This window comes from Streptomyces sp. ATCC 21386 (assembly GCF_018728545.1).
Lineage (GTDB): Bacteria > Actinomycetota > Actinomycetes > Streptomycetales > Streptomycetaceae > Streptomyces.
In genome coordinates this window covers 65,774-87,521 of record NZ_JAAVVL010000001.1, presented here as the reverse complement: position 1 = coordinate 87,521, position 21,748 = coordinate 65,774, and the positions used below count along the sequence as shown (strand labels likewise).

The window sequence follows — 21,748 nt, the reverse complement described above, 5'->3', positions numbered from 1 at the left end:
CCCGGTTCAGCCCTCGGCCCGTTCGGCGAGCGTGTGGGCCACGAGCGCGTTGGCGTGGCCGTGCCCGAGACCGTGCTCGCTCTTCAGCCAGGCGACGAGTTCCATGTGTCCGGTCAGCGGCGAGGAGCGGATCAGGTCCTTCCACTCAGCGATCGGACGGCCGTACTTCTTCTCGATCGACGGGAAGTAGCTCGCGGGGCCCTTCACGGGTGCGGTCATGGTGGTCGTGTCCTCTCCTGTCCTGCGGGTCGTCATAGGTCATGACCGGCTGGGACAGGAGAAGCCATCGACGCCCGGGTGTGACCCGGGCCACACCGGATCCCTCCCGGTTCGGATCACTCCAGGTCTTCGGCCGTGTAGTAGTCGCTGCCGAGCAGGATGTACTCGTAGTTGGACTTGTCGACGCTGATCGGCTGCAGCAGGTACGCGGGCACGGCCTTGACGCCGTTCTTGTAGCTGCGTCTGTTGTTGAGCTCCGGCGTCGCGCCGTTGAGGATGTCGTCGGCCATGGTCGCGGCGACCTCGGCGAGTTGGCGGAGGTCCTTGTAGATGGTCTGCGACTGCTCGCCCGCGATGATCGACTTCACCGAGGCCAGTTCGGCGTCCTGACCGGTGATGACGGGGACGGGGTTGCCGGCGGTGCCGTAGCCGTCCGCCTTCAGGGCGTTCAGGACGCCGATGGAGATGCCGTCGTACGGCGAGAGCACCGCGTCGACCTTCTCGGTCCCGTACGACTCGGCGAGCAGCTTGGTCATGCGCTTCTGCGCGGTCGGCCCGTCCCAGCGCAGCGTGGTGATCCGCTCCAGCTCGGTCTGGCCGGACCGGACCACCAACTGCTTGTTGTCCAGGTACGGCTGGAGGAGGTGCATCGCGCCGTCGTAGAAGTACTTGGTGTTGTTGTCGTCGGGGGAACCGGCGAACAGCTCGATGTTGAAAGGGCCCTTGCCCTCGTCGAGCCCGAGCTTGTCGATGATGTGCCGGGCCTGGAGCCGGCCGACCTGCTCGTTGTCGAAGGAGACGTAGTAGTCGACGTCCTTGGTGCCGAGGATGAGCCGGTCGTAGGAGATCACCGGGATCTCCGCGGCGGCGGCCTTCTTGAGCACGCCGCCCAGGGACTTGTTGTCGATGGCCGCGATGATGAGGGCGTCGACACGCTGCTCGACCAGTTTCTCGATCTGCGCGACCTGGGCCTTCGGGTCGTCGTCGCCGTAGACCAGCTTGGTCTTGTACCCCTTGCCCTCCAGGTCCTCCACGACGCTCTTGCCGTCGGTGAGCCAGCGCTCGGAGGCCCGGGTCGGCATGGCGATACCGATCGTGCCGCCCCCGGAAGCGGCCTCGCCGACCTCTCCGCCGCAGGCGGAGACGGTGAGAGCGAGGGAGGTCGCTCCGACGAGGGCTGCGAGGACGGCTCTTCGGTTGCGCATGGTGGTCATTTCCCGTTCTGGTCGTCGTGGGGGCAGGGTGAGGGCGTGCCGGACGACCGCGGGAGGGCGGCGGAGCGGATCGGGTGGTCCCGGAGAACATCCGCTCCACGGCCGGGCGGACCAGGGGAGGCCGGCCGGGCCGTCGGGGGTTCGCCCCACAGCGGCTGTTCCGGCCCCGCTGCCGGAGCGCGCCGCCGCACGAGTCGGGCCGCGTCTCGCCACTCCGACCACGTGGGTGCTGCTTCTTCCGGGTGATACGCGGGCACGTGCCTTTCAACCGTTCGAAATCTCGTCACATGGTCGGAATGCTGGCGTGACCTTAGGAGGGGACGAGCGGAGTGTCAACGGAACGAACGCGAATGGTTGCAGAGGTGTGCGGGACCTGCGGGGCGGGTGGGGTGGGGTGGGTGGGGGCGGTTGGGGCGCACCCACCCGAACTGCGTTCTGCGGCCGTGCCCGTGGAGGCGCCGGTCAGGGGCGGTAGGCCGCGCGGTTGTGGTAAGTGACCTTGCCGACGGGGAGCTTGGCGGGGGCGAAGAGCTGGTCGACCGTGACGAAGTGGAAGCCGCGGGCCTTGAGGGCCTTGATGATGCCGGGCACCGCGTCGACCGTCGTCCTGTGGATGTCGTGCATGAGGACGATGTCGCCGGGCCTGGTCTCGGCGTTGACGTACTTCACGAGCCGGGCCGTGTCCTTGTACTTCCAGTCGAGGGTGTCGACGCTCCAGTGCACCAGCGGGCGCCCGGCGGCCGAGCGCACGGTCGCGTTGTGGGCGCCGTAGGGGGCACGGAAGGTCGTGGGCTTCATGCCGGTCGCCTGCTTGATCGCCGTGTCCGTGCGGGAGAGCTGCGACTTGACCTTCGCGGCGCTGAGCTTGGTCAGGTTCGCGTGGTCCCAGCTGTGGTTGCCTATCTGGTGACCGGCCTGCGCCGCGGCGCGCACCGTCGCCGGGTACTTCTGGACGTTGGCGCCGACGGCGTAGAACGTCGCTCTGACGTCACGGTCGTTGAGGATGCCCAGCAGCCGCTGGGTGTCCTTGACCGGGCCGTCGTCGAAGGTCAGGGCGACGCACTTCACCTTGCGGCAGTCGACGGCCCGGGGCGCGGCCGAGGCGGACGTGGCGGTGCCGACGAGCATGGTGGCGGACAGGGCCGTGGTGACGGCCGAGATGACGAGGCGACGGTGCATCGGGTCCTCCGGTCACTGGTGACTTTCCTGGAACGTCCCTGAACTTCCCTTGTGGGCAACGGACTTCCTAATAAGACGCACACGGCGCGGCCTTGGATGTATGCGAAGGGCGACACGATTCGGAGGGGTTCGCACCGGTTCGGGACGCGCCGTCGAATTTCCTCGGCACACTCCTCTGAGCTCGCGGCAACTCCCCTTGCTTACAAGGACTTTGGCATGGGATGACCCGTTCGGGGCCGGGCTGGGAAGGGCGTATGAGATGGCGTCGTCGGCCGAAGTCCGGTGCCTCCGCGGGCGGTGCGCAGCCTGGGCCCGCCCCCACGCGGGACGCCGACGAGGCGGGCGAGGCCGACGAGGACGCCGACGCGGGACTCAGACGGCGCGTGGGCGAGCTGTTCACCGAGGCCCAGCTGCTGATGCTCACCGGGCGGCCCGCCGAGGGCGTGCCGTTGCAGCAGGAGGCCCGACGGCTGATGTACGACCTGATCGAGCGGCACCAGGCCGACCGCGCGGCCAAGGCGATGCTCGGCAGTGTGCTGTACGGCCTGGGCTCCACGCTGACCAGCGCGAACGAACCGGGGCAGGCCCTCGACGCCCTCACGGAGTGTGCGGCCCTCTGGGAGGAACTCGCCCAGCAGCCTGCCGGAGACGGCGGGAGCGCGCCGTCCGGCGGGGACACCGCGTCCGGCGGGAATGCCGCGTACGACATGGTGCCGCTCCTCGCCGACGTCCACGCGCGCAAGGCGCACGTGCTCAGCGTGCTGGGGCACGGGGCGTCCGCCCTCGTCGAGTCGGACGAGGCGGTCATGACGTATCTGGGCCTCGGCGCCGAAGCCACCGACAGCCCCCACCATCGGCCCTCGAACTCGACGACGAGCGGAGCCCGGCTGACCCTGTGGTACGGGCCGTCCTCCCGCCCCCCTCCGGCGGGAGGACGGCCCCGGCGCTTGCCTGTGCCCGCCCGGTCAGTACAGCTTGTTGACGGCCGTGGTCGTGGTCTTCTTGAAGGCGGTCACGGGCGCGCCGGTGAAGTCGCCCATCTGCCCCCACTGGACGACGGTGACGGTGTTGCCGTCCCGCCCGACCGACATCAGGGCGACGTCGGTGGCGCCCGAGGACGTCTCGGTGTTCACGCCGCGGACGCGCGCGCCCTCCTCGACCGGCAGCGTGCCGAAGTCCCGGCCCTCGGCGTCGATGTCGGGCGAGCCGGCCTCCAGGCGGTCGGCGCAGGTGCGGAACAGGTCGTCGTAGTGCTTCGCCAGGCCCTTGGCCAGAGCGGGTGTGCTCGCCACGACGGTCAGCTGCACGGCGCCGGTGTCCACGTCGGTCCGGAACTCCCGGTGCCGGTAGCTGTAGGCGGGCACGTTCTCCGTGTGGAAGCAGAGGTCGAGCGACGCCGGGACCCCCTCGGCGATCGGCCCGGCGGTCCAGGACGACGACGGGTGCGGCGGCAGCTGGGACGCCGACAGGAACTTGGGCGCGGCGGGCTTCGTGGCGGCCCCGGCGGCCGGCGCCGTCAGCACCGATCCCGCCGCGAGGGCGACGACGGCGAGGGCGGTGAGAGCGCTGGTACGGATGCGCATGGACATGGGTGTTCCCCCGTGGATGAGTGAGTGATGCGTGAACGGAACGCCCCGAAGGGACCGGCTGGTCGGCCCGGCCCTGCTCGGTGCGACACCACGAGCATCAGCGCCCCCGGCAACCGAACGCAACAGCCATCGCCCCCTCGGACCCCCTGGAACCATCCCACCCCATTTGACCTGCGGATACGTGCTTGCCTGGGATAGCTTCGCGGGCGGTCGGGGCCGTATCGGGACGGCGGCCGAACGGTCGGCGAGGGGCTCCACCCGTGCTCCACCCCGTCAACCGGTGCGCCAGTCCTCCTCGGCACTGCCGGCGGTACCGGCCCCCGTCCTCGGCACCCGCAAGGTGGCCTGGCCGACGCCCCGCGCGTGGCCGAGTCACGCGGCACGCGGTTGCCCGAGCCGGAGGTGGACCCGCCCGCGGCGCGTCAGCGGCGCACGGTGCGAGCCGGTTCGGAGCCGGTGGCCTCGTCGGCCTCGGCCTCGGCCTCCGCCGCGTCCGCGATGTTGCGCGCCATGCCCCCGAACACCGCCGCGTGGAAGGGCGCCACACTCCACCAGTACACATGCCCCGCCAGCCCGTGCGGATGGAACAGGGCACGCTGCCGATAGACCGTCCGCCCCTCCCCGTCCCGGTCGACGGTCATCTCCAGCCACGCCAGCCCCGGCAGCCGCATCTCCGCGCGCAGCCGGAGCAGTCGGCCCGGCTCGATCTCCTCCACCCGCCAGAAGTCGAGGCTGTCGCCGATCCGCAGCCGGACGGCGTCGCGGCGGCCCCGGCGCAGTCCGACCCCGCCGACCAGCCGGTCCGCCCAGCCGCGCAGGGACCAGGCCAGGGGCGAGGAGTACCAGCCGTTCTCGCCGCCGATCGCCTCCACCACCCGCCACAGCGCCCGCGGCGGGGCCGAGACGGTGCGCTCGCGGTGGTCGCAGTAGAGGCTGCCGCCCGCCCAGTCGGGGTCGGTGGGCAGTGGATCGCTGGGGGCGCGGGGCGTGGCAGCGGAGGACCACCGGGTCGCCACGTCGGCGTCCTGTACGCGCCGCAGGGCCAGCGCGATCGCCCGGTCCAGGCCGACCGGCCCCTCCGGCGGGTCGGGCACGTACCGGACGATGTCCCGCTCGCCGCACACCACCTCGTGCCGCAGCGACTCGACGAGCGGGCGCGCGAGACCGCCGGGCACCGGGGTGACCAGCCCGACCCACAGGCTGGACAGCCGTGGGGTGAGCGGCGGCACGGGCACGATGACCCGTTTCGGCAGCTCCGCGACGGCCGCGTACCGGCGCATCATCTGCTCGTACGTGACGACGTCCGGCCCGCCGATGTCGAAGGTCCGGTTCACGTCCTCCGGCAGTCCCGCGCAGCCGACGAGAAGGCGGAGCACGTCCCGGACGGCGATCGGCTGGATACGGGTGCGCACCCAGCTGGGGGTCACCATCACGGGCAGCCGTTCGGTGAGATGGCGGAGCATCTCGAACGAGGCCGACCCGGACCCGATGATCACAGCGGCCCGGAGTACGGCGGTGGGGACACCCGAGGCCAGCAGCACCCGGCCCACCTCGGCGCGGGACCGCAGATGGGGCGAGAGCTCGTGCTCGGGGACTCCGGCGGGGGTCAGCCCGCCGAGATAGACGATCCGCCGTACGCCCGCCGCCCGCGCCCGCTCCCCGAAGATCTCCGCCGCGCGCCGGTCGGTCTCCTCGAACCCCCGCCCGGTGCCGAGCGCGTGCACGAGGTAGTACGCGACGTCCACGCCCTCCATGGCCGCCCCGACGGACTCCGCGTCCGTCACATCCCCACCCACCACCTCCACCCGCCCGGCCCACGGATGGTCCCGCAACTTCCCGGGCGACCGCGCCAGACATCGCACGGAGTACCCGGCCTCCAGCAACTCGGGCACCAGCCGACCGCCGATGTACCCGGAGGCGCCGGTGACCAGGCAGCTCAGCGGGCGGTCGTCATCGGCGCCACGATCGGTCGCAGGAGTCGTACGGGTGGTGTGGGTCGTACGGGTGGTGTGGGTCGTACGGGACGTGTTCATACCGGTACCGGCCTCTGTCGCGTCTTCCCCCGGCTCATGCTCAGCGCCCCGCACAGCCCTCGCAACCTCGGCACGGAGCTTGCCGCACCGGGCGACGCCTCTCACGGGGTCAGCCCTGATCCGGGCGCAGCATCGACGCGGCCAGTCGTTCACTCATGCCACCAATGTCGCACTCTTGATTAGGCTGGACGAGAGGCGTGCATACCAGGACAAGAATGGGCAAGATTAGGCAATTCTCCCTAAGGAACCGACATGGGTCTCGGCGTCGGCCGTGCGGCCGTGAAGCGTAGGTCCCTCAGCCGGGCGGGCGCGGCCCTCGTGGTCGGTGCCGGTCTGGTGCTGACCGGGGCATGTGGTGGCGGGGACGGCGGGAGCGCAGGCGACGACCTCACCGTCGGCGTGCTGCTGCCGGGCGGCGGAGCGTCCCGCTTCGGGCAGTTCGACAGACCCCTGATCGAGAAGCGGCTCAAGGAACTGTGCCCCGGCTGCCCGGCGGCGACCGTCGCCGCCACGGCCGAGCCGGCCGTCCAGCGGCAGCAGCTCGACGCCATGATCACCAGAGGCGTCGACGTCCTGATCGTCGCCGCCGTCGACCCCAAGGCACTGCGCTCGTCGGTCGAGGCCGCCGAGCGGGCCGACATCCCGGTCGTCGCCTACGACCGGCTCGCCCAGGGCCCCATCTCCGGCTACGTCACCTTCGACGGCGACACCGTCGGCGAACTCCAGGCCCAGGAACTGCTGAAGGCCATGGGCGACAAGGCGGACGGCGGGCAGATCGTCATGATGAACGGCGCCACCACCGACCCCAACGCCGGCTGGTACAAGCGCGGCGCGCTCTCCGTCCTGGAGGGCGAGGTGAAGATCGGAAAGTCCTACGACACCGTCGGCTGGCGGCCGGAGAACGGCTACGTCAACATGAGCGGCGCCATCTCCGCCCTCGGCGGCGAGAACATCGACGGCGTCCTGGCCGCCAACGACAGCCTCGCCGGCGCCGTGGTCTCCGCCCTCAACGCCAGTGCGGTACGGCCGCTGCCCCCGGTCACCGGCCAGGACGCCGACCTGGTGGCCATCCAGCGCATCGTGCAGGGCAGCCAGCACATGACCGTCTACAAGCCGTTCGAGCCGGCCGCCGACGCCGCCGCCGAGATGGCCGTCGCCCTGGGGCGCGACGAGGCGGTCGACGACATCGCCACCGGCACCGTCGACAGTCCCACCGACGAGAACATCCCGGCGGTCCTCCTCCCCTCGGTCGCGGTGACGGTCGACAACATCGAGGAGACCGTGGTCAAGGACGGTATGTACACCATCGACCAGATCTGCACCCCGAAGCTCCGGCCCGCGTGCGACAAGGCGGGACTCACCCCGTGATCAGTCCCGTGTGCCCTGTCCGCACCGTCCAGGAGGTGACCCGGTGGTTCAGCCCTTGCTGGCGTTGCGCGGCGTCTCCAAGCGTTTCGCCGCCGTCCACGCGCTCGTGGACGTCGAACTGGAGATCAGGGCCGGCGAGGTGGTCGCCCTGGTCGGCGACAACGCCGCCGGGAAGTCCACACTGGTCAAGGTGATCTCGGGCGTCGGTCCCCCCGACAAGGGCGTCATCGAGTGGGAGGGCGAGCCCGTCCAGATCAGACGCCCCCAGGACGCCCAGCTCCTCGGGATCGCGGCCGTCTACCAGGACCTCGCGATGTGCGGCCACCTCGACGTCGTCGGCAACCTCTTCCTCGGCCGGGAGATCCACCGCTTCGGCGTACTCGACGAGGTGGAGATGGAGCGCCGCACCCACGAGCTGCTGCGCACCCTCTCCATCCGCATCCCCGACGTACGCGTCCCGCTGGCCACGCTGTCCGGCGGGCAGCGCCAGGTCGTCGCGATCACCCGCTCGTTCGTCAGCGCGCCCCGGCTGCTGCTGCTCGACGAGCCCACCGCCTCCCTCGGCCTCGAACAGACCAACCAGCTCCTCGACCTCATCGAGGAACTGCGCGACCGGGGCACCGGAGTGCTTCTCATCAGCCACAACATGGGCGACATCAAGGCCGTCGCCGACCGCATCGCCGTCCTGCGCCTCGGCCGCAACAACGGCCTGTTCGACGTCAGCACGACCTCCCAGGAGCAGATCATCTCCTCCATCACCGGCGCGGTGGACAACACGGCGGGCCACCACCCGGCCGACCCGGAGGAGACATGGCCGTGAGAGGGAACGGAGAGGGGAGCTCCCGGGAGGGGGGCTCGCAGGACGCCCGGCCGCGGTGGTACGGCGAGCGCCCCCGCGCGTACGCGCACGCCGTGCGCCGCCGGATGCACGAGGGCGAGCTGGGCCCCGCGCCGGCGCTCCTCGCTCTCGCCGTGACCTGGATCGTCTTCCAGAGCCTCAACGAGAACTTCCTCTCCCCGCGCAACCTCTCCGTCCTGAGCGTCGAGATCGTGGGCACCGGCATGGTCGCCGTCGGCGTCGTCTTCGTCCTGCTGATCGGCGAGATCGATCTCTCGGTGGGATCGCTGGCCGGGCTCTCCGGCGCCCTGTTCGCCGCGCTGAACGTGAACCACGGCATGCCGGAGGGCCTCGCCGTGCTCGTCGCGCTGGCCTGCGGCGCGGCGGCCGGGGCGGTCCACGGGTTCGTGTTCACCAAGATCGGCGTGCCCGCGTTCGTGGTCACCCTCGCGGGCCTGCTGGCCTGGAACGGCCTGATGCTCTACCTCCTGGGCCCGGAGAGCTCCATCAGCTTCAGCGACGACGGCCTGGTCGCCGAACTGACCAGCCGCTCCTTCGGCTCCGCCGCCGTCACCTACGGCCTCGCGGCGCTCGGTCCGCTCATGTACCTCCTCGTCTGCCTCCGCGACCGCGCACGCCGGGGCGCGGCCGGGATGCCGTACCGGGCGAGGGGCGGCATCTGGACGCGGACGGCGCTGCTCGCGCTGGTCTGCTTCGCCACCGTCTACGTCCTGGACCGCTTCGAGGGCCTGCCGCTGGCGCTGCTGATCTTCCTCGGTGTCGTCATCGCCGCGGACCTCTTCCTGCGCCGCACGGTCCACGGCCGCCAGGTCATGGCACTGGGCAGCGGCGTGGAGGCGGCGCGGCGGTCCGGCGTCGACGTGTCCCGCGTACGGATCGCGGTGTTCGTGGTGTCGGGGACCCTGGCCGCGGTGGGTGGTCTGTTCGTCGCGTCCCGGCTCACCTCGGCGACCCAGGTGCCGGGCTCCGGGATGCTGCTGATCAACGCGATCGCCGCCGCGGTCATCGGCGGCACCAGTCTCTTCGGCGGCCGGGGCTCGACGTGGTCCGCGCTGCTCGGCGTCCTCATCATCCAGTCGATCGCCTCGGGCATGGCCCTGCTGGGCGTCCAGCCGGCCGTCCAGTTCATGATCACCGGCGGCGTCCTGCTGGTCGCCGTGGTCTTCGACTCCCTGGCCCGCCGGGCGGCGGAGTCCCGGGGACGGGTCTGACTCGCCCGACGCGCCGGCCCGCCGACTCGCCTGACTCCACCGGCCGGACTCGACCTACCGGCCCGGCTCACTCCGTCCCCCGGTCCCCCATCCGCAGCACCAGCCGCAGCGTCTCCGTCAGCACGGCCGTCGGGACGGTCGGGTCGGCCACGCGTTGGACGCCGAGGCCTATGCCCAGGCTGAGGAGGGTCATCGCGGCCCGGTCGGCGGGCATCGCCGGGGAGACACCCAGTTCCAGCGCCAGCGCGTCGAGCAGGTGGGCGAGCGCCTCACGGACCGCCGCCACGCGCGTCGTGATCTCCCGCCGCAGTTCGTCGTCGTGCCGCGCGCTGGTCAGGAACTCGACCTCCAGCGTGGTCCAGGCCTCGTCGCCGATGTGCGCCTCGGCCCACGCGGCGAAGGCCGCCAGCCGCTCCTCGATCCCGGCCTCGCCCATCACGGCATCCGTGAGCAACGCCAGCTGTTCGGCCCGGATGTCGTCGAGGGCGGCGAGGCACAGATGGTCCTTGCTGCGGAAGTTGGAGTAGACGGCGCCCTTGGAGTAGCCGGCCGTCTCGGCGACGTCGCTGAGCGAGGTGGCGGCGTAGCCGTGGGAGAGGAACAGCCGCCGCGCGGTGGCGACCAGCCGCTCACGCGTCCGTTCCTGACTCTCGACGCGGCTGAGGCGGGCCATGTCTCGCTCCCTCTCCTTCTCCTTCTCCGGGTGGCTTCCCGCTACGGGCGCCGACCACCTCGAAGTCCCCGGATCTTATCCCTGCCGAAGTCTGTCCAAGGATTTCGGATACCACTAGTATCCCGATCTCATCGGTATCTGAATCGCACGTATTCGACTTCCGAGCACCCGAGTAGGTGGATGTGGACGCGGTGAACGCCACGAGTACACGCACGACCCCTTTCAGCCCCTCCCGTCCCTCCCGAGGTCTCGTCCTGGGCTGCGGCGGCACCCTCGGCGCGGCCTGGACCGTCGCCGCCCTGCACGCGCTGCGGCGGGCCACCGACTGGGACCCGCGCGAGGCCGAGGTCCTGGTGGGCACCTCCGCCGGGGCCGAGGTGGCGGCGATGCTCGGCTCCGGCGTGGGCGTCGACGACCTGCTGGCCGCGCAGCTGGGCCGCCGGGACGCCCGCCCCGAGCTCCTCCGGCACTTCGCCGGCCCACCCCGGGCGCTCCCGCCCCGACCCGCGGCCTTCCTCGGATCACCGGGGCTGGCCCGCCGCGCCCTGCGCGGCACGGTCCCCGCCGTGGCCGGGCTGTCCGGTCTGCTGCCCCAGGGGCGCGGTGACGCCCGATGGCTCGCGGCCCTCGCGGACTCCCTCACCCCCGCCGGACGGTGGGTCCCGCACCCGGCGACCTGGCTGGTCGCGACCGACTTCGACACGGGCCGCCGTACGGTCTTCGGACACCCCGACACCCGCCCGGCCGCCCTGCGGGACGCGCTCAGGGCGTCCTGGGCGGTGCCGGGCTGGTTCCCGCCCGTACGCATCGGGGGCCGGCGCTACGCCGACGGCGGCATCCTCTCCACCGCCTCCGCCGACCTGCTCGTCCCGAACGGACTCGACGAGGTGTACGTCGTCGCGCCGATGAGCTCCCGCGTCCCCGGACCTCGCCGGGGGCTCGGCCGGGCGGAGGCGCTGCTGCGCCGGGTGATGACCCGCACGCTCGACGCGGAGTGCGCCGCGCTGCGAGCCGCCGGCACCCGGGTCGTACGGATCGAGCCCACCGCCGCCGACCTGGAAGTCATGGGCGGCAACTTCATGGACCCCCGGCGCCGCCCGACGGTCCTGGAGACCGCCCTGCGCACGACCCGCGCCGTCGTCCGCGAGGCGCTCCGCGAAGCCGACCGCCAGGCCGCCGGTACCGCCGCACCCACCGCCGCCACCCGGACAGGAGCCTGAGATGCCACACCCTGAGGACGCCGAGAACACCAAGAACACCAAGAACACCGAGAACCCCGCGACCCGCGACCGCCCGGCCGCCGCGACCGTCGCCCGCGAGTCCCACCACGTCGAGGCCCTGGTCATCGGCAGCGGCCTCTCCGGCATCGGCGCGGCGATCAAGCTGCGCGAGGCAGGCGTCCACGACCTGGTGATCGTCGAGAAGGCGGACGACCTGGGCGGCACCTGGCGGGACAACACCTACCCGGGCTGCGCCTGCGACGTGCCCTCCGCCCTGTACTCGTACTCCTTCGCACCCAACCCGGAGTGGACCCGTGCCTTCGCCGGCCAGCCCGAGATCCGCTCCTACCTCCGCGACACCGCCGCCGCGTACGGCATCACACCCCTCATCCGCTACGGCACCGAGGTCACCCGGGCGCAGTGGCACCCCGGGGAGGCCCGCTGGCGCGTGGAGACGAACCGCGGCGCCTACACCACCCGCTTCCTGATCTCGGCGGCCGGCCCTTGGCACGAACCGCTGCTCCCCGACATACCGGGCCTCGCCGACTTCCCCGGCGAGGTCTTCCACTCCTCGCGCTGGCGCCACGACGTGGACCTCACCGGCGCCCGGGTGGCCGTCGTCGGCAGCGGCGCCTCGGCCGTGCAGTTCGTGCCCGCGATCCAGCCCCGCGTCGGCCGGCTCCACCTGTTCCAGCGCACCGCCCAGTGGGTGCTGCCCAAGCCCGACCACGCGGTGCCCCGCGCCGAACGCCGGCTGCTGCGGAGCGTCCCCGGCGCCCAACGGGCCCTGCGCACGGCGGAGTACGCGGCACTGGAGGCCCTCGGCGTCGGCTTCCGCCACCCGGCCCTGCTGCGGGCCGTGCAGAAGGTGGGCACCCTGCACCTCAGGGCCACCGTCAAGGACCGGGCCCTGCGCCGGGCGCTGACCCCCGACTACACCCTTGGCTGCAAGCGACTCCTCCTCTCCAACACCTACTATCCGGCTCTGACCAGGCCCAACGTCACCGTCCACCCCACAGCGGTGAAAGCCGTCGAGGGCCGCCGGATCATCGGTGCCGACGGCAGCCGCGCGGACGTCGACACGATCGTCCTGGGCACCGGCTTCCACATCCTCGACATGCCCATAGCCCAACGCGTGTTCGACGCCGACGGCACCAGCCTCGACGACCACTGGAAGGGCAGCCCGGACGCCTACCTCGGCACCACCGTCAGCGGCTTCCCCAACGCCTTCGTCCTCCTCGGACCGCACCTCGGCACCGGACACTCCTCGGCGTACGCGGTGCTCGAAGCCCAACTGGCCTACGTCGCGGGCGCGGTACGGCACTTCCGCGCGGCGGGCTGGACCAGCATGGACGTACGCCCCGAAGTACAGGCCGCGTTCCACGCGGAGGTCCAGCAAGCACTCCCCTCCACCGTCTACAACGCGGGTGGCTGCTCCAGCTACTACGTCGACACCAACGGCGTGAACAGCTTCAGCTGGCCCTGGTCCACGGGCCGCATGCGCCGCCGCCTGGCCCGGTTCGACCCGGAGGCCTACGAGGCCTACGGGGCCACCGGGTCCTCCGAGGCCACGGGGTCCTACGAGGCCACGGGGGCCGTCGGCTGAGGCCGCGAACCGCCGGCCGTGACGGCCGCGATCAGGAACGAGACGCCGGTGGTCACGGCGGCGGTCCCCAGGGTCACCATCCCGACGCCGATGACGAAGAGGCCACTGGCGTCGTCCGACCAGTCGTAGAAGGAGGCGACGGCCAGACCGGTCGTCGTGCCGATCACCGCGCCCGCGACATGCCGCCTGGACGCCGCCCAGTACACCGGCACCAGCAGCGTCAGCACCAGACCGATCACCTGCCACGCCTCGTACGGCCCGGTCGACGAACCGTCAGGATGCAGATCACGCCGCTGGTCCCAGCCCAGCCACAGGGCCCAGAGGGTCACCGAGGCCACGGCCGACACCAGGGTCGGCAGCAGCGGGGACGAGGCTTTCAGGAGGTGCTGGAGTCGTTGGCTCATGGCCCCAGCCTCGCGGCGCGCCGCCCTGCCCGGCAGAGCGCAAGTACTCAGCCGCGCCCGAGTACATGAGCGAATCACGCATAGCTCCGGACGCCGCCGCCGAGCGCCCCCTAAGCGGGTGAAGCCCGGTCCCGTTCTCGCAGGGCGGGGCATGGATGAAGCCCCCGGCCCCATCCGGACGAGTCGGCGGACACGACGCGCTGGAGTTGAGCGATGAACGCGATGAAGCACAGCCATGAGACGGGGCGGAGCCCCGAGACACGGCAGAGGCCCGAGACGGGGCGCAGGCCCGACCGGAACGACCCCACCGGCAACCGCACCCACCACGTCCCGGTCCTCGTCGTCGGGGGTTCCCTCGTCGGCCTGTCGACCTCGGTGTTCCTGGGGCGCCTCGGGGTGCCGCACACCCTGGTGGAGCGGCACGCCGGCACCTCCATCCATCCGCGCGGCCGCGGCAACAACGTGCGCACGATGGAGCTGTTCCGCACGGCCGGCGTCGAGGAGGGCATCCGCCGGGCCGCCGCCACCCTGGCCGGCAACCACGGCATCCTGCAGACGCCCACCCTCGTCGGCGACGCGGGCGAGTGGCTCTTCAAGGAGATCGACGCGGGCGGCGGACTCGCCCGGTTCAGCCCCAGTTCCTGGTGTCTGTGCAGCCAGAACGACCTGGAGCCGGTGCTGCGGGAGCACGCCGAACGGCTCGGCGGCGACCTGCGCTACAACACCGAAATGCTGTCGTTCGACAGTGACTCCTCCGGTGTCACCGCGATCGTCAAGAGCCGCGAGACCGGCGAGCACACCACCGTCCGCGCCGACTACCTCGTCGCTGCCGACGGCCCCCGCAGCCCGATCCGCGAGCAGCTCGGCATCGGCCAGAGCGGCCCCGGCGACCTGTTCCACAACGTCAGCGTCACCTTCCGCTCCCGCGGGCTCGCCGAGGTCGTCGGCGACCGTCTCTTCATCGTCTGCTACCTGACGCACCCCGACGCCGACGGGGCGCTGCTGCCCGTGGACAATCGGGAGAACTGGGTCTTCCACCTGCCCTGGCACCCCGAACACGGCGAATCCCTGGAGGAGTTCACCGAGGAGCGCTGCGTCGAGCACATCCGCCGCGCGATCGGGGTGGCGGACCTCGACGTCGAGATCACGGGCAAGGCCCCCTGGCACGCCGCCCAGCGCGTCGCCCGCGGCTACCGGTCGGGCCGGGTCTTCCTGGCCGGCGACTCGGCCCACGAGATGTCCCCCACCGGGGCGTTCGGCTCCAACACCGGTATCCAGGACGCCCACAACCTCGCCTGGAAGCTGGCGGCGGTGCTCGGCGGCTGGGCCGGGGAGGGCCTGCTGGAGACGTACGACGCCGAGCGCCGCCCGGTGGCGGAGGCGACCAGCGCCCGTGCCGCCGCCAGGTCCGTGGAGCACAGCCACCCCGGCTTCGCCCCGGCCCCCGGCGTCGGCGGTGGCGGCGGCCCGCAGCGCGGCATCCTCAACGTGGCCCTCGGCTACCGCTATCCCCGGGGCGCCGTCCTCGGCGCCGACGCCGCGTCCCCGGTCGTCCCGGAAAGCCTCGACCTGTCCGGCGCCCCGGGCAGCAGGGCGCCCCACATGGCGGTACGGCACCAGGGTGAACGCGTCTCGACGCTGGACCTCTACGAGCGCTCGCTCGTCCTCCTCAGCGACGCCGACGCCGCTGAGGACGCCGCGGCCGACGCCGCTGCCGGCGGTGCCGGTTCGGGTGGCTGGCACGAGGCCGCCCTCCGGCTGGCCGAAAAGATGTCCCTCCCCCTGGCCTCGTACCGGATCGGCGAAGGCCCCGCCGCCGACCTGACACCCGAGGGCGACGCGGACTGGGCGGAGGTCCACGGCACGGCCCCCGGCGGCGCCGTACTCGTCCGGCCCGACGGGTTCGTGGCCTGGCGGGCTCCGGGGCCGGTCCCGGACGCCGAGGCGCACCTGCGGGAGGTCCTGACCACGCTGCTCGCGCGGGCCTGAGCCCGTCCCCGCCGTGAACTCGCCCGACGGATCGGGCGGGTTCACCCGGGTGATCGTCTTGAGTGGTGAGGTGGAGACGGCTGTCTGACGGTGGATCACGTCGGGGGCGGGTCACCACAGCTGACGAGGTGTCGGCTGCCCGCCCCGTCGACGGAAGGATCGTCAGATGCGCTCTGTACGCATGCTCATGGCCACCGCGGCGGCCTCCGCCCTCCTCGCGTTCGGCGCGCCCGTCGCGTACGCGTCCGGCGGCTGGGACGAGGCGGACTCCTCCTACAGCCAGAAGCAGGACGGCGGCTCCTGGAGCGGCAAGCAGGAGGCCGGCGCCGAGGGCACCAAGCAGGAGGACGGCTCCTGGAGCGGCAAGCAGGACGAGGAGTCCTGGGGCGGCGGGCACGAGAAGCCCAGCGGCGGCATGCACACCGGCGGTGGCGGCCTCGCCGCCCCGGCCGTGACCGCGGGCGGGCTGGCCGTCCTGGCCGTCGCCGGGACGGGGCTGTACGCGGCGCGCCGCAAGAAGACCGCCGCAGGCGTGGCCTGACCGTGCCGGGCCCGATAGCCGCGTGACCGGCCGCGCCGCACGACGGCCCGGCCGGTCACGGCAAGGGCGTGTTGCGAAGCCCCGTCACCCGCCCGGAGCCCCCGTCACCCGCCCGGCACCCCGGTCACCCGCGCAGTGCATACGAGTCGCGCGCCCCGTGGGCCGGGCTCAGGATCGAGGCACGCCGACGTCACGCCGATCCGGGCGACGTCCGTCCTTGTCTGCCCCCCACCGAGGAGATGTGCGCAGGATGACCACCACGTCCGAACGTGTTTCCGAGTCACTGCGGCGACAGGTGTCGCAGCGTGTCTCCCAGTCCGTCTTCGACGGCTCCCGGCTCCGTGTCGTCCTCCTCGTGGACGTCTACGACGGCGCCCAGCAGCAGTTCCTGGAGGCGTACGAGCAGCTGTGCAACCAGGTCGCGTCCGTCCCCGGGCACGTCAGCGACCAGCTGTGCCAGTCCATCGAGAACCCCTCCCAGTGGCTGATCACCAGCGAGTGGGAGAGCGCCCCGCCCTTCCTCACCTGGGTGAACAGCGAGGAGCACGTGCAGATGGTGCGGCCGCTGCACGACTGCGTCCGCGACACCCGCTCGCTGCGCTTCCACATCGTCCGCGAGACCGGCGGCCCGGCCGTGGCGGCCGAGGCCGGTGAGCGCAGGCTCCAGACCTCGCCCCGGATCGGCGACGGCCTGATCCGGCACGCGCTCACCTTCACGGTCAAGCCCGGCAGCGAGGAGAAGGTCGCCAAGATCCTCGCCGACTACGCCGCGCCGGAGCCGAGGGTCGACGACACCACCCGGCTGTGCCGCACCTCCCTGTTCATGCACGGCAACCGGGTGGTCCGGGCCGTCGAGGTGCGGGGCGACCTGCTGGCCGCGCTGCGGCACGTCGCCCGGCAGCCCGAGGTACGGGCCGTCGAGGAGGCCCTCAACCCCTATCTGGAGCAGGACCGGGACCTGGACGATCCCGACTCGGCCCGGGTCTTCTTCACCCGCGCGGCGCTGCCCGCCGTCCACCATGTGACGGCCGGCCAGGAGAGCCCGGACGCCGTACGGCACGCCCTGTACTACCCGGCCCGCGAGGGCCAGGGGCTGCGGCTGGCCGAGCTGCTCGCCCGGCAGGACGAGGCGGCGGCGGACGACCCGCAGGGCCCGGTGCTGCGCAGCACGATCTTCCAGCGCGACGACATCGTGGTGCGGCTGGTCGACGTGCGGGGCGGCCTCGACGCCGACCCGGGCCCGGTGCTCGGGCTCACCGACCGGGCCCGCGCGGCCGAGCTGACGGCGCTCCTCGACGGCGCCGCCCTCGGCATGGACGGCTCGCCGCGGGACGACGCCCCCGCCCGGCTGCTCACGGTCGCCCGCATGGACCTCGTCACCGACCGCCGGGCGCCCGACGCCTGACCACCCCTCACCAGTCCGATGCAGCTCATGTTCGGAGGAACGTCGTGATCAATCGCCTTCCCAGAGTCGTGGATGTCAGCGAGGTCGAGCCCAACACCCGGCGCGGCGGCGATCTGCGCGCCATGCTGACCCCCAGCACCGTCGGCTCCACCAGCGGTTTCATGGGCGTGGCCATCGTGGCGCCCGGCGACCGCATCGCCGAGCACTACCACCCGTACTCCGAGGAGTTCATCTACGTCATCTGCGGGCAGCTGGAGGTGGACCTCGACGGCGAGGCCCAGGAACTCCGGCCCGAGCAGGGGCTGCTGATCCCCGCCCACATGCGGCACCGCTTCCGCAACGTCGGCAACGTGGAGGCCCGGATGGTCTTCCACCTCGGCCCGCTGGCCCCGAGCCCGCCGCTCGGCCACGTCGACACCGAGGACGCGAACGGCGTACCGATCCCGGTGGAGGCGGCGCACGCCGCACGGCCGGCCGAGAACGCCCAGGTCCGCTCATGACCAGGCGCGTGGCGGTCACCGGCATAGGCATCGTCGCCCCCGGCGGCATCGGCGTCCCGGCGTTCTGGGACCTCCTGGCGGGCGGCCGTACGGCGACGCGCGGCATCACCTTCTTCGACCCGTCCGGGCTGCGTTCGCGGATCGCCGCCGAGTGCGACTTCGACCCGGCGGCCCACGGACTGGACGCGGACCTGATCGCCCGCTGCGACCGGTACATCCAGTTCGCCCTGGTCGCCGGCGAGGAGGCGATCGCGGACTCCGGCCTCGACCTCGCCACGGAGAACCCCTGGCGGGTCGGGGTGTCCCTGGGCACCGCCGTCGGCGGCACCACCCGGCTGGAGCACGACTACGTGCTGGTCAGCCACAGCGGCCGGCGCTGGGACGTGGACCACCGGGAGGCCGGTCCGCATCTGCACCGGGCGTTCGCGCCCAGCACCCTCGCCTCCACGGTCGCCGAACGCTTCGAGGCGCGCGGACCGGTGCAGACGGTCTCCACCGGCTGCACCTCGGGTCTCGACGCCGTCGGGTACGCCTTCCACACCATCGAGGAGGGCCGGGCCGACATCTGCATAGCCGGGGCGTCGGACTCGCCGATCTCCCCGATCACCATGGCCTGCTTCGACGCGATCAAGGCCACCTCCCCCAACAACGACGACCCGGCCCACGCCTCCCGTCCCTTCGACGCCGACCGCAACGGGTTCGTCATGGGCGAGGGGGGAGCCGTCCTCGTCCTGGAGGAGCTGGAACACGCCCGGGCCCGGGGCGCACACGTGTACTGCGAGATCGGGGGCTACGCCACCTTCGGCAACGCCTACCACATGACCGGTCTGACCACGGAGGGCCTGGAGATGGCGCGGGCCATCGAGGACGCCCTCGACCACGCCCGCCTGGACCGCACGGCCGTCGACTACGTCAACGCGCACGGCTCGGGCACCAAGCAGAACGACCGGCACGAGACGGCGGCCGTCAAACGCACGCTCGGCGCGCACGCCTACGACACGCCCATGAGCTCCATCAAGTCCATGGTGGGCCACTCGCTCGGCGCGATCGGCGCCATCGAGGTCGTCGCCTGCGCGCTGGCCCTGGCCCACCAGGTCGTCCCGCCCACCGCGAACTACGAGACCCCGGACCCCGAGTGCGACCTGGACTACGTCCCGCGCGTCGCCCGCGAACGGAAGCTGACCAACGTGCTCTCCGTGGGCAGCGGGTTCGGCGGCTTCCAGTCCGCGGTGGTCATGAGTCTGCCGAGGGAGAAGACACGATGAGCGAACGGAGCACGCGGCGTCCTCGGCGCGCGGCCGTCACCGGAATCGGCGTGGTCGCGCCCAACGGAACGAGCACCGAGACCTTCTGGAAGTCCACCCGGGAGGGCATCAGTGTCCTGGACCGGGTCACCCGCGAGGGCTGCGAGCACCTGCCGCTCAAGGTGGCGGGCGAGGTCCGGAACTTCGATCCGCCGTCGGCGGTCGAGGAGCGCTATCTCGTCCAGACCGACCGGTTCACGCACTTCGCGATGGCCGCCGCCGACCAGGCGCTCGACGACGCCCGACTGGACCGGCCCGAGACCGACGCGGCCCCGTTCTCGGTGGGCGTGGTCACGGCGGCCGGGTCCGGCGGCGGCGAGTTCGGGCAGCGGGAGCTGCAACAGCTGTGGTCCAAGGGCAGCCGGTTCGTCGGCCCGTACCAGTCCATCGCCTGGTTCTACGCCGCGAGCACCGGCCAGATCTCCATCCGCCGGGGCTTCAAGGGCCCCTGCGGGGTGATCGCCTCCGACGAGGCCGGCGGGCTCGACGCCGTGGCGCACGCGGCACGGGCCGTGCGGCGCGGCACCGACGTGATGGTGACCGGCGCGACCGAGGCGCCGCTCGCCCCCTACTCGATGGTCTGCCAGCTCGGCTACCCGGAGCTGAGCACGGTGGCCGACCCGGACCGCGCCTACCGTCCCTTCACGGCCGCCGCCTGCGGTTTCGTGCCCGCCGAGGGCGGCGCGATGCTCGTCGTGGAGGCCGAGGACACCGCCCGGGAACGCGGCGCGCCGGTACGGGCCCATCTCGCGGGCCACGCGGCCACGTTCACCGGTGCCTCCCGCTGGGCGGAGTCCCGGGCGGGGCTCGCCGAGGCGATCCGGGGCGCCCTGGCGGAGGCCGGCTGCGCCCCCGAGGAGATCGACGTGGTCTTCGCCGACGCCCTCGGCACCCCCGAGGCGGACCGTGCCGAGGCCCTGGCGATCACGGACGCCCTCGGCGCGCACGGCTCCCGGGTCCCGGTCACGGCGCCGAAGACCGCTGTGGGCCGGGGCAACTGCGCGGCGGCCGTCCTGGACGTGGCGGCGGCGGTGCTCGCGATGGAGCACCGCGTCATCCCGCCCACCCCCAACGTCTTCGACGTCTGCCACGACCTCGACCTCGTCACCTCCGGTGCCCGCGCCGCCGAGGCGCGCACGGCACTGGTCCTCAGCCGGGGGCTCATGGGGTCGAACTCGGCGCTGGTGCTGCGACTGGGCCCCGGCGACACCTCCTGACCACCCCTCCCCGACGCACCACCTGCGCACCACCCCGCACCACCCCGCACCACCTCTGCACCAAGGAGAACCGCATGAGTGACCGCATCACCGTGGAAGAACTGTCCGAGCTGATGAAGAAGGCCGCCGGGGTCACCGTCACCCCGGAGGAGCTCAAGCAGCACCACGAGTCCGGCTTCGACGTCCTCGGCATCGACTCGCTCGGCCTGCTCGGCATCGTCGGCGAGCTGGAGAACCGGTACGGCACGCCGATGCCGCCGGACGCGGAGAAGTGCAGGACCCCGAAGCAGTTCCTCGACCAGGTCAACAGCGCGCTGATGGCGGGAGCCTGAGATGGCCGGACACACGCAGAACGAGATCACCATCGCCGCGCCCGTCGACCTGGTCTGGGACATGACCAACGACGTCGCGAACTGGCCCCGCCTGTTCAGCGAGTACGCGAGCGCCGAGATCCTCTCCCAGGAGGGCGACCGGGTGACGTTCCGGCTGACCATGCACCCTGACGAGAACGGCAAGGTGTGGAGCTGGGTCTCGGAACGGGAGGCGGACCGCGAGACGCTCAGCGTGGAGGCCCGCCGCGTCGAGACGGGGCCCTTCGCCTACATGAACATCCTCTGGGAGTACGAGAAGGTCCCCGGCGGCACCCGTATGACGTGGACGCAGGACTTCTCCATGAAGCCGGACGCGCCGGTCGACGACGAGTGGATGACCGACAACATCAACCGGAACTCCAAGGTCCAGATGGCCCTGATCCGGGACCGCATCGAGAAGGCCGCCGCCGAACAGGGCGCCGCGCCGGGCCTGACCGACTGAGCGCCGAGCCATCGAGCGCCGACCGACCGAGCCGGACGGAGAACACCCCATGCACCAGTCCCTGATCGTCGCCCGGATGGCCCCGGGCGCCGCGCCGGACATCGCCAAGATCTTCGAGGAGTCCGACCGGGGGGAGCTGCCGCACCTCATCGGGGTCTCCCGGCGCAGCCTCTTCCAGTTCGACGACGTGTACATGCACCTCGTCGAGGCCGAGCGGGACCCCACGCCCGTCATCATGAAGATGGCCGGACACCCCGAGTTCCGGGCCGTCAGCGAACGGCTGTCGGCGTACGTCTCCGCGTACGACCCGGCGACCTGGCGTTCGCCGAAGGACGCGATGGCGAACTGCTTCTACCGGTGGGACCGGGGCAACCCCTCCTGACCGCACCGACGGAACGACAGGC

At 72.1% G+C, this 21,748-nt stretch carries 21 protein-coding genes; 14 read left to right on the top strand and 7 right to left on the bottom strand.

Annotation, left to right across the window (positions count from 1 at the left end):
- Positions 1-6: 6 nt before the first annotated feature.
- The 5 genes from GWK25_RS00390 to GWK25_RS00370 all read right to left on the bottom strand — a co-directional run bounded on the left by GWK25_RS00390 (position 7) and on the right by GWK25_RS00370 (position 6,234).
- Positions 7-219, bottom strand: a complete 213-nt coding sequence (locus tag GWK25_RS00390; protein ID WP_215447791.1) for a DUF4287 domain-containing protein — start codon at positions 217-219, stop codon at positions 7-9.
- A gap of 116 nt (positions 220-335) precedes the next feature.
- Complete coding sequence (chvE, locus tag GWK25_RS00385; protein WP_215447789.1) at positions 336-1,424, bottom strand: multiple monosaccharide ABC transporter substrate-binding protein; 1,089 nt, start codon at positions 1,422-1,424, stop codon at positions 336-338.
- A 471-nt stretch (positions 1,425-1,895) separates the two neighbouring features.
- Complete coding sequence (locus tag GWK25_RS00380; protein WP_215447787.1) at positions 1,896-2,612, bottom strand: polysaccharide deacetylase family protein; 717 nt, start codon at positions 2,610-2,612, stop codon at positions 1,896-1,898.
- A gap of 965 nt (positions 2,613-3,577) precedes the next feature.
- A complete protein-coding gene (locus GWK25_RS00375; RefSeq protein WP_215447785.1) occupies positions 3,578-4,201 on the bottom strand; it encodes a hypothetical protein in 624 nt (207 codons plus the stop codon).
- 422 nt (positions 4,202-4,623) lie between these two features.
- The gene (locus tag GWK25_RS00370) at positions 4,624-6,234 is read right to left on the bottom strand and encodes an SDR family oxidoreductase (RefSeq protein ID WP_215447783.1); all 1,611 of its coding nucleotides are present in this window, start codon (positions 6,232-6,234) and stop codon (positions 4,624-4,626) included.
- 252 nt (positions 6,235-6,486) lie between these two features.
- On the opposite strand from GWK25_RS00370, the gene GWK25_RS00365 reads away from it, so the two are divergent.
- The 3 genes from GWK25_RS00365 to GWK25_RS00355 are packed head-to-tail and all read left to right on the top strand — an operon-like array spanning position 6,487 to position 9,672.
- Positions 6,487-7,602, top strand: coding sequence for a sugar ABC transporter substrate-binding protein (locus GWK25_RS00365; RefSeq protein ID WP_215447781.1), 1,116 nt, complete (start codon positions 6,487-6,489; stop codon positions 7,600-7,602).
- Positions 7,603-7,645: 43 nt separating this feature from the next.
- Positions 7,646-8,422: an ATP-binding cassette domain-containing protein gene (locus tag GWK25_RS00360; RefSeq protein WP_308010867.1), complete on the top strand. Its 777-nt coding sequence runs from the start codon at positions 7,646-7,648 to the stop codon at positions 8,420-8,422.
- Positions 8,413-9,672, top strand: coding sequence for a sugar ABC transporter permease (locus GWK25_RS00355; RefSeq protein WP_215447779.1), 1,260 nt, complete (start codon positions 8,413-8,415; stop codon positions 9,670-9,672). The genes GWK25_RS00360 and GWK25_RS00355 overlap by 10 nt, the downstream gene beginning before the upstream one ends.
- Positions 9,673-9,739: 67 nt before the next feature.
- Here GWK25_RS00355 and GWK25_RS00350 read toward each other — a convergent pair whose 3' ends face one another.
- A complete protein-coding gene (locus GWK25_RS00350) occupies positions 9,740-10,345 on the bottom strand; it encodes a TetR/AcrR family transcriptional regulator (RefSeq protein WP_215447777.1) in 606 nt (201 codons plus the stop codon).
- Between the two features lie 191 nt (positions 10,346-10,536).
- Here GWK25_RS00350 and GWK25_RS00345 point away from each other — a divergent pair, with 191 nt between their 5' ends.
- Together GWK25_RS00345 and GWK25_RS00340 are read left to right on the top strand one after the other, a co-directional pair.
- Complete coding sequence (locus GWK25_RS00345) at positions 10,537-11,565, top strand: patatin-like phospholipase family protein (protein WP_215447775.1); 1,029 nt, start codon at positions 10,537-10,539, stop codon at positions 11,563-11,565.
- 1 nt (position 11,566) lies between these two features.
- Positions 11,567-13,171 (top strand): NAD(P)/FAD-dependent oxidoreductase, encoded by a 1,605-nt coding sequence (locus GWK25_RS00340; RefSeq protein ID WP_215447774.1) that lies wholly within the window; start codon positions 11,567-11,569, stop codon positions 13,169-13,171.
- Here the strand turns inward: GWK25_RS00340 and GWK25_RS00335 are convergent.
- Positions 13,144-13,575: a hypothetical protein gene (locus tag GWK25_RS00335; protein ID WP_215447772.1), complete on the bottom strand. Its 432-nt coding sequence runs from the start codon at positions 13,573-13,575 to the stop codon at positions 13,144-13,146. The genes GWK25_RS00340 and GWK25_RS00335 overlap by 28 nt on opposite strands.
- A 222-nt stretch (positions 13,576-13,797) precedes the next feature.
- Here GWK25_RS00335 and GWK25_RS00330 point away from each other — a divergent pair, with 222 nt between their 5' ends.
- From GWK25_RS00330 to GWK25_RS00290, 9 genes are all read left to right on the top strand, one after another.
- Positions 13,798-15,564, top strand: coding sequence for an FAD-dependent monooxygenase (locus tag GWK25_RS00330; protein ID WP_215457102.1), 1,767 nt, complete (start codon positions 13,798-13,800; stop codon positions 15,562-15,564).
- Between the two features lie 166 nt (positions 15,565-15,730).
- Complete coding sequence (locus GWK25_RS00325; RefSeq protein ID WP_215447770.1) at positions 15,731-16,105, top strand: hypothetical protein; 375 nt, start codon at positions 15,731-15,733, stop codon at positions 16,103-16,105.
- A gap of 250 nt (positions 16,106-16,355) precedes the next feature.
- A complete protein-coding gene (locus GWK25_RS00320; protein ID WP_215447768.1) occupies positions 16,356-17,510 on the top strand; it encodes a SchA/CurD-like domain-containing protein in 1,155 nt (384 codons plus the stop codon).
- A gap of 44 nt (positions 17,511-17,554) precedes the next feature.
- The gene (locus GWK25_RS00315; protein WP_215447766.1) at positions 17,555-18,010 is read left to right on the top strand and encodes a cupin domain-containing protein; all 456 of its coding nucleotides are present in this window, start codon (positions 17,555-17,557) and stop codon (positions 18,008-18,010) included.
- Positions 18,007-19,275 carry a beta-ketoacyl synthase gene (locus tag GWK25_RS00310; RefSeq protein ID WP_215447764.1) on the top strand — a complete coding sequence of 423 codons (1,269 nt, stop codon included), beginning with the start codon at positions 18,007-18,009 and terminating at the stop codon, positions 19,273-19,275. Before GWK25_RS00315 ends, GWK25_RS00310 begins: the two co-directional genes overlap by 4 nt.
- Positions 19,272-20,531 (top strand): beta-ketoacyl synthase N-terminal-like domain-containing protein, encoded by a 1,260-nt coding sequence (locus GWK25_RS00305; protein WP_215447762.1) that lies wholly within the window; start codon positions 19,272-19,274, stop codon positions 20,529-20,531. The genes GWK25_RS00310 and GWK25_RS00305 overlap by 4 nt, the downstream gene beginning before the upstream one ends.
- A 74-nt stretch (positions 20,532-20,605) precedes the next feature.
- Positions 20,606-20,863, top strand: coding sequence for an acyl carrier protein (locus tag GWK25_RS00300; RefSeq protein WP_215447760.1), 258 nt, complete (start codon positions 20,606-20,608; stop codon positions 20,861-20,863).
- A 1-nt stretch (position 20,864) separates the two neighbouring features.
- Positions 20,865-21,344, top strand: a complete 480-nt coding sequence (locus tag GWK25_RS00295; protein ID WP_215447758.1) for an SRPBCC family protein — start codon at positions 20,865-20,867, stop codon at positions 21,342-21,344.
- Positions 21,345-21,393: 49 nt separating this feature from the next.
- Positions 21,394-21,726 carry a TcmI family type II polyketide cyclase gene (locus GWK25_RS00290; RefSeq protein ID WP_215447756.1) on the top strand — a complete coding sequence of 111 codons (333 nt, stop codon included), beginning with the start codon at positions 21,394-21,396 and terminating at the stop codon, positions 21,724-21,726.
- The last annotated feature ends 22 nt before the right edge of the window (positions 21,727-21,748 follow it).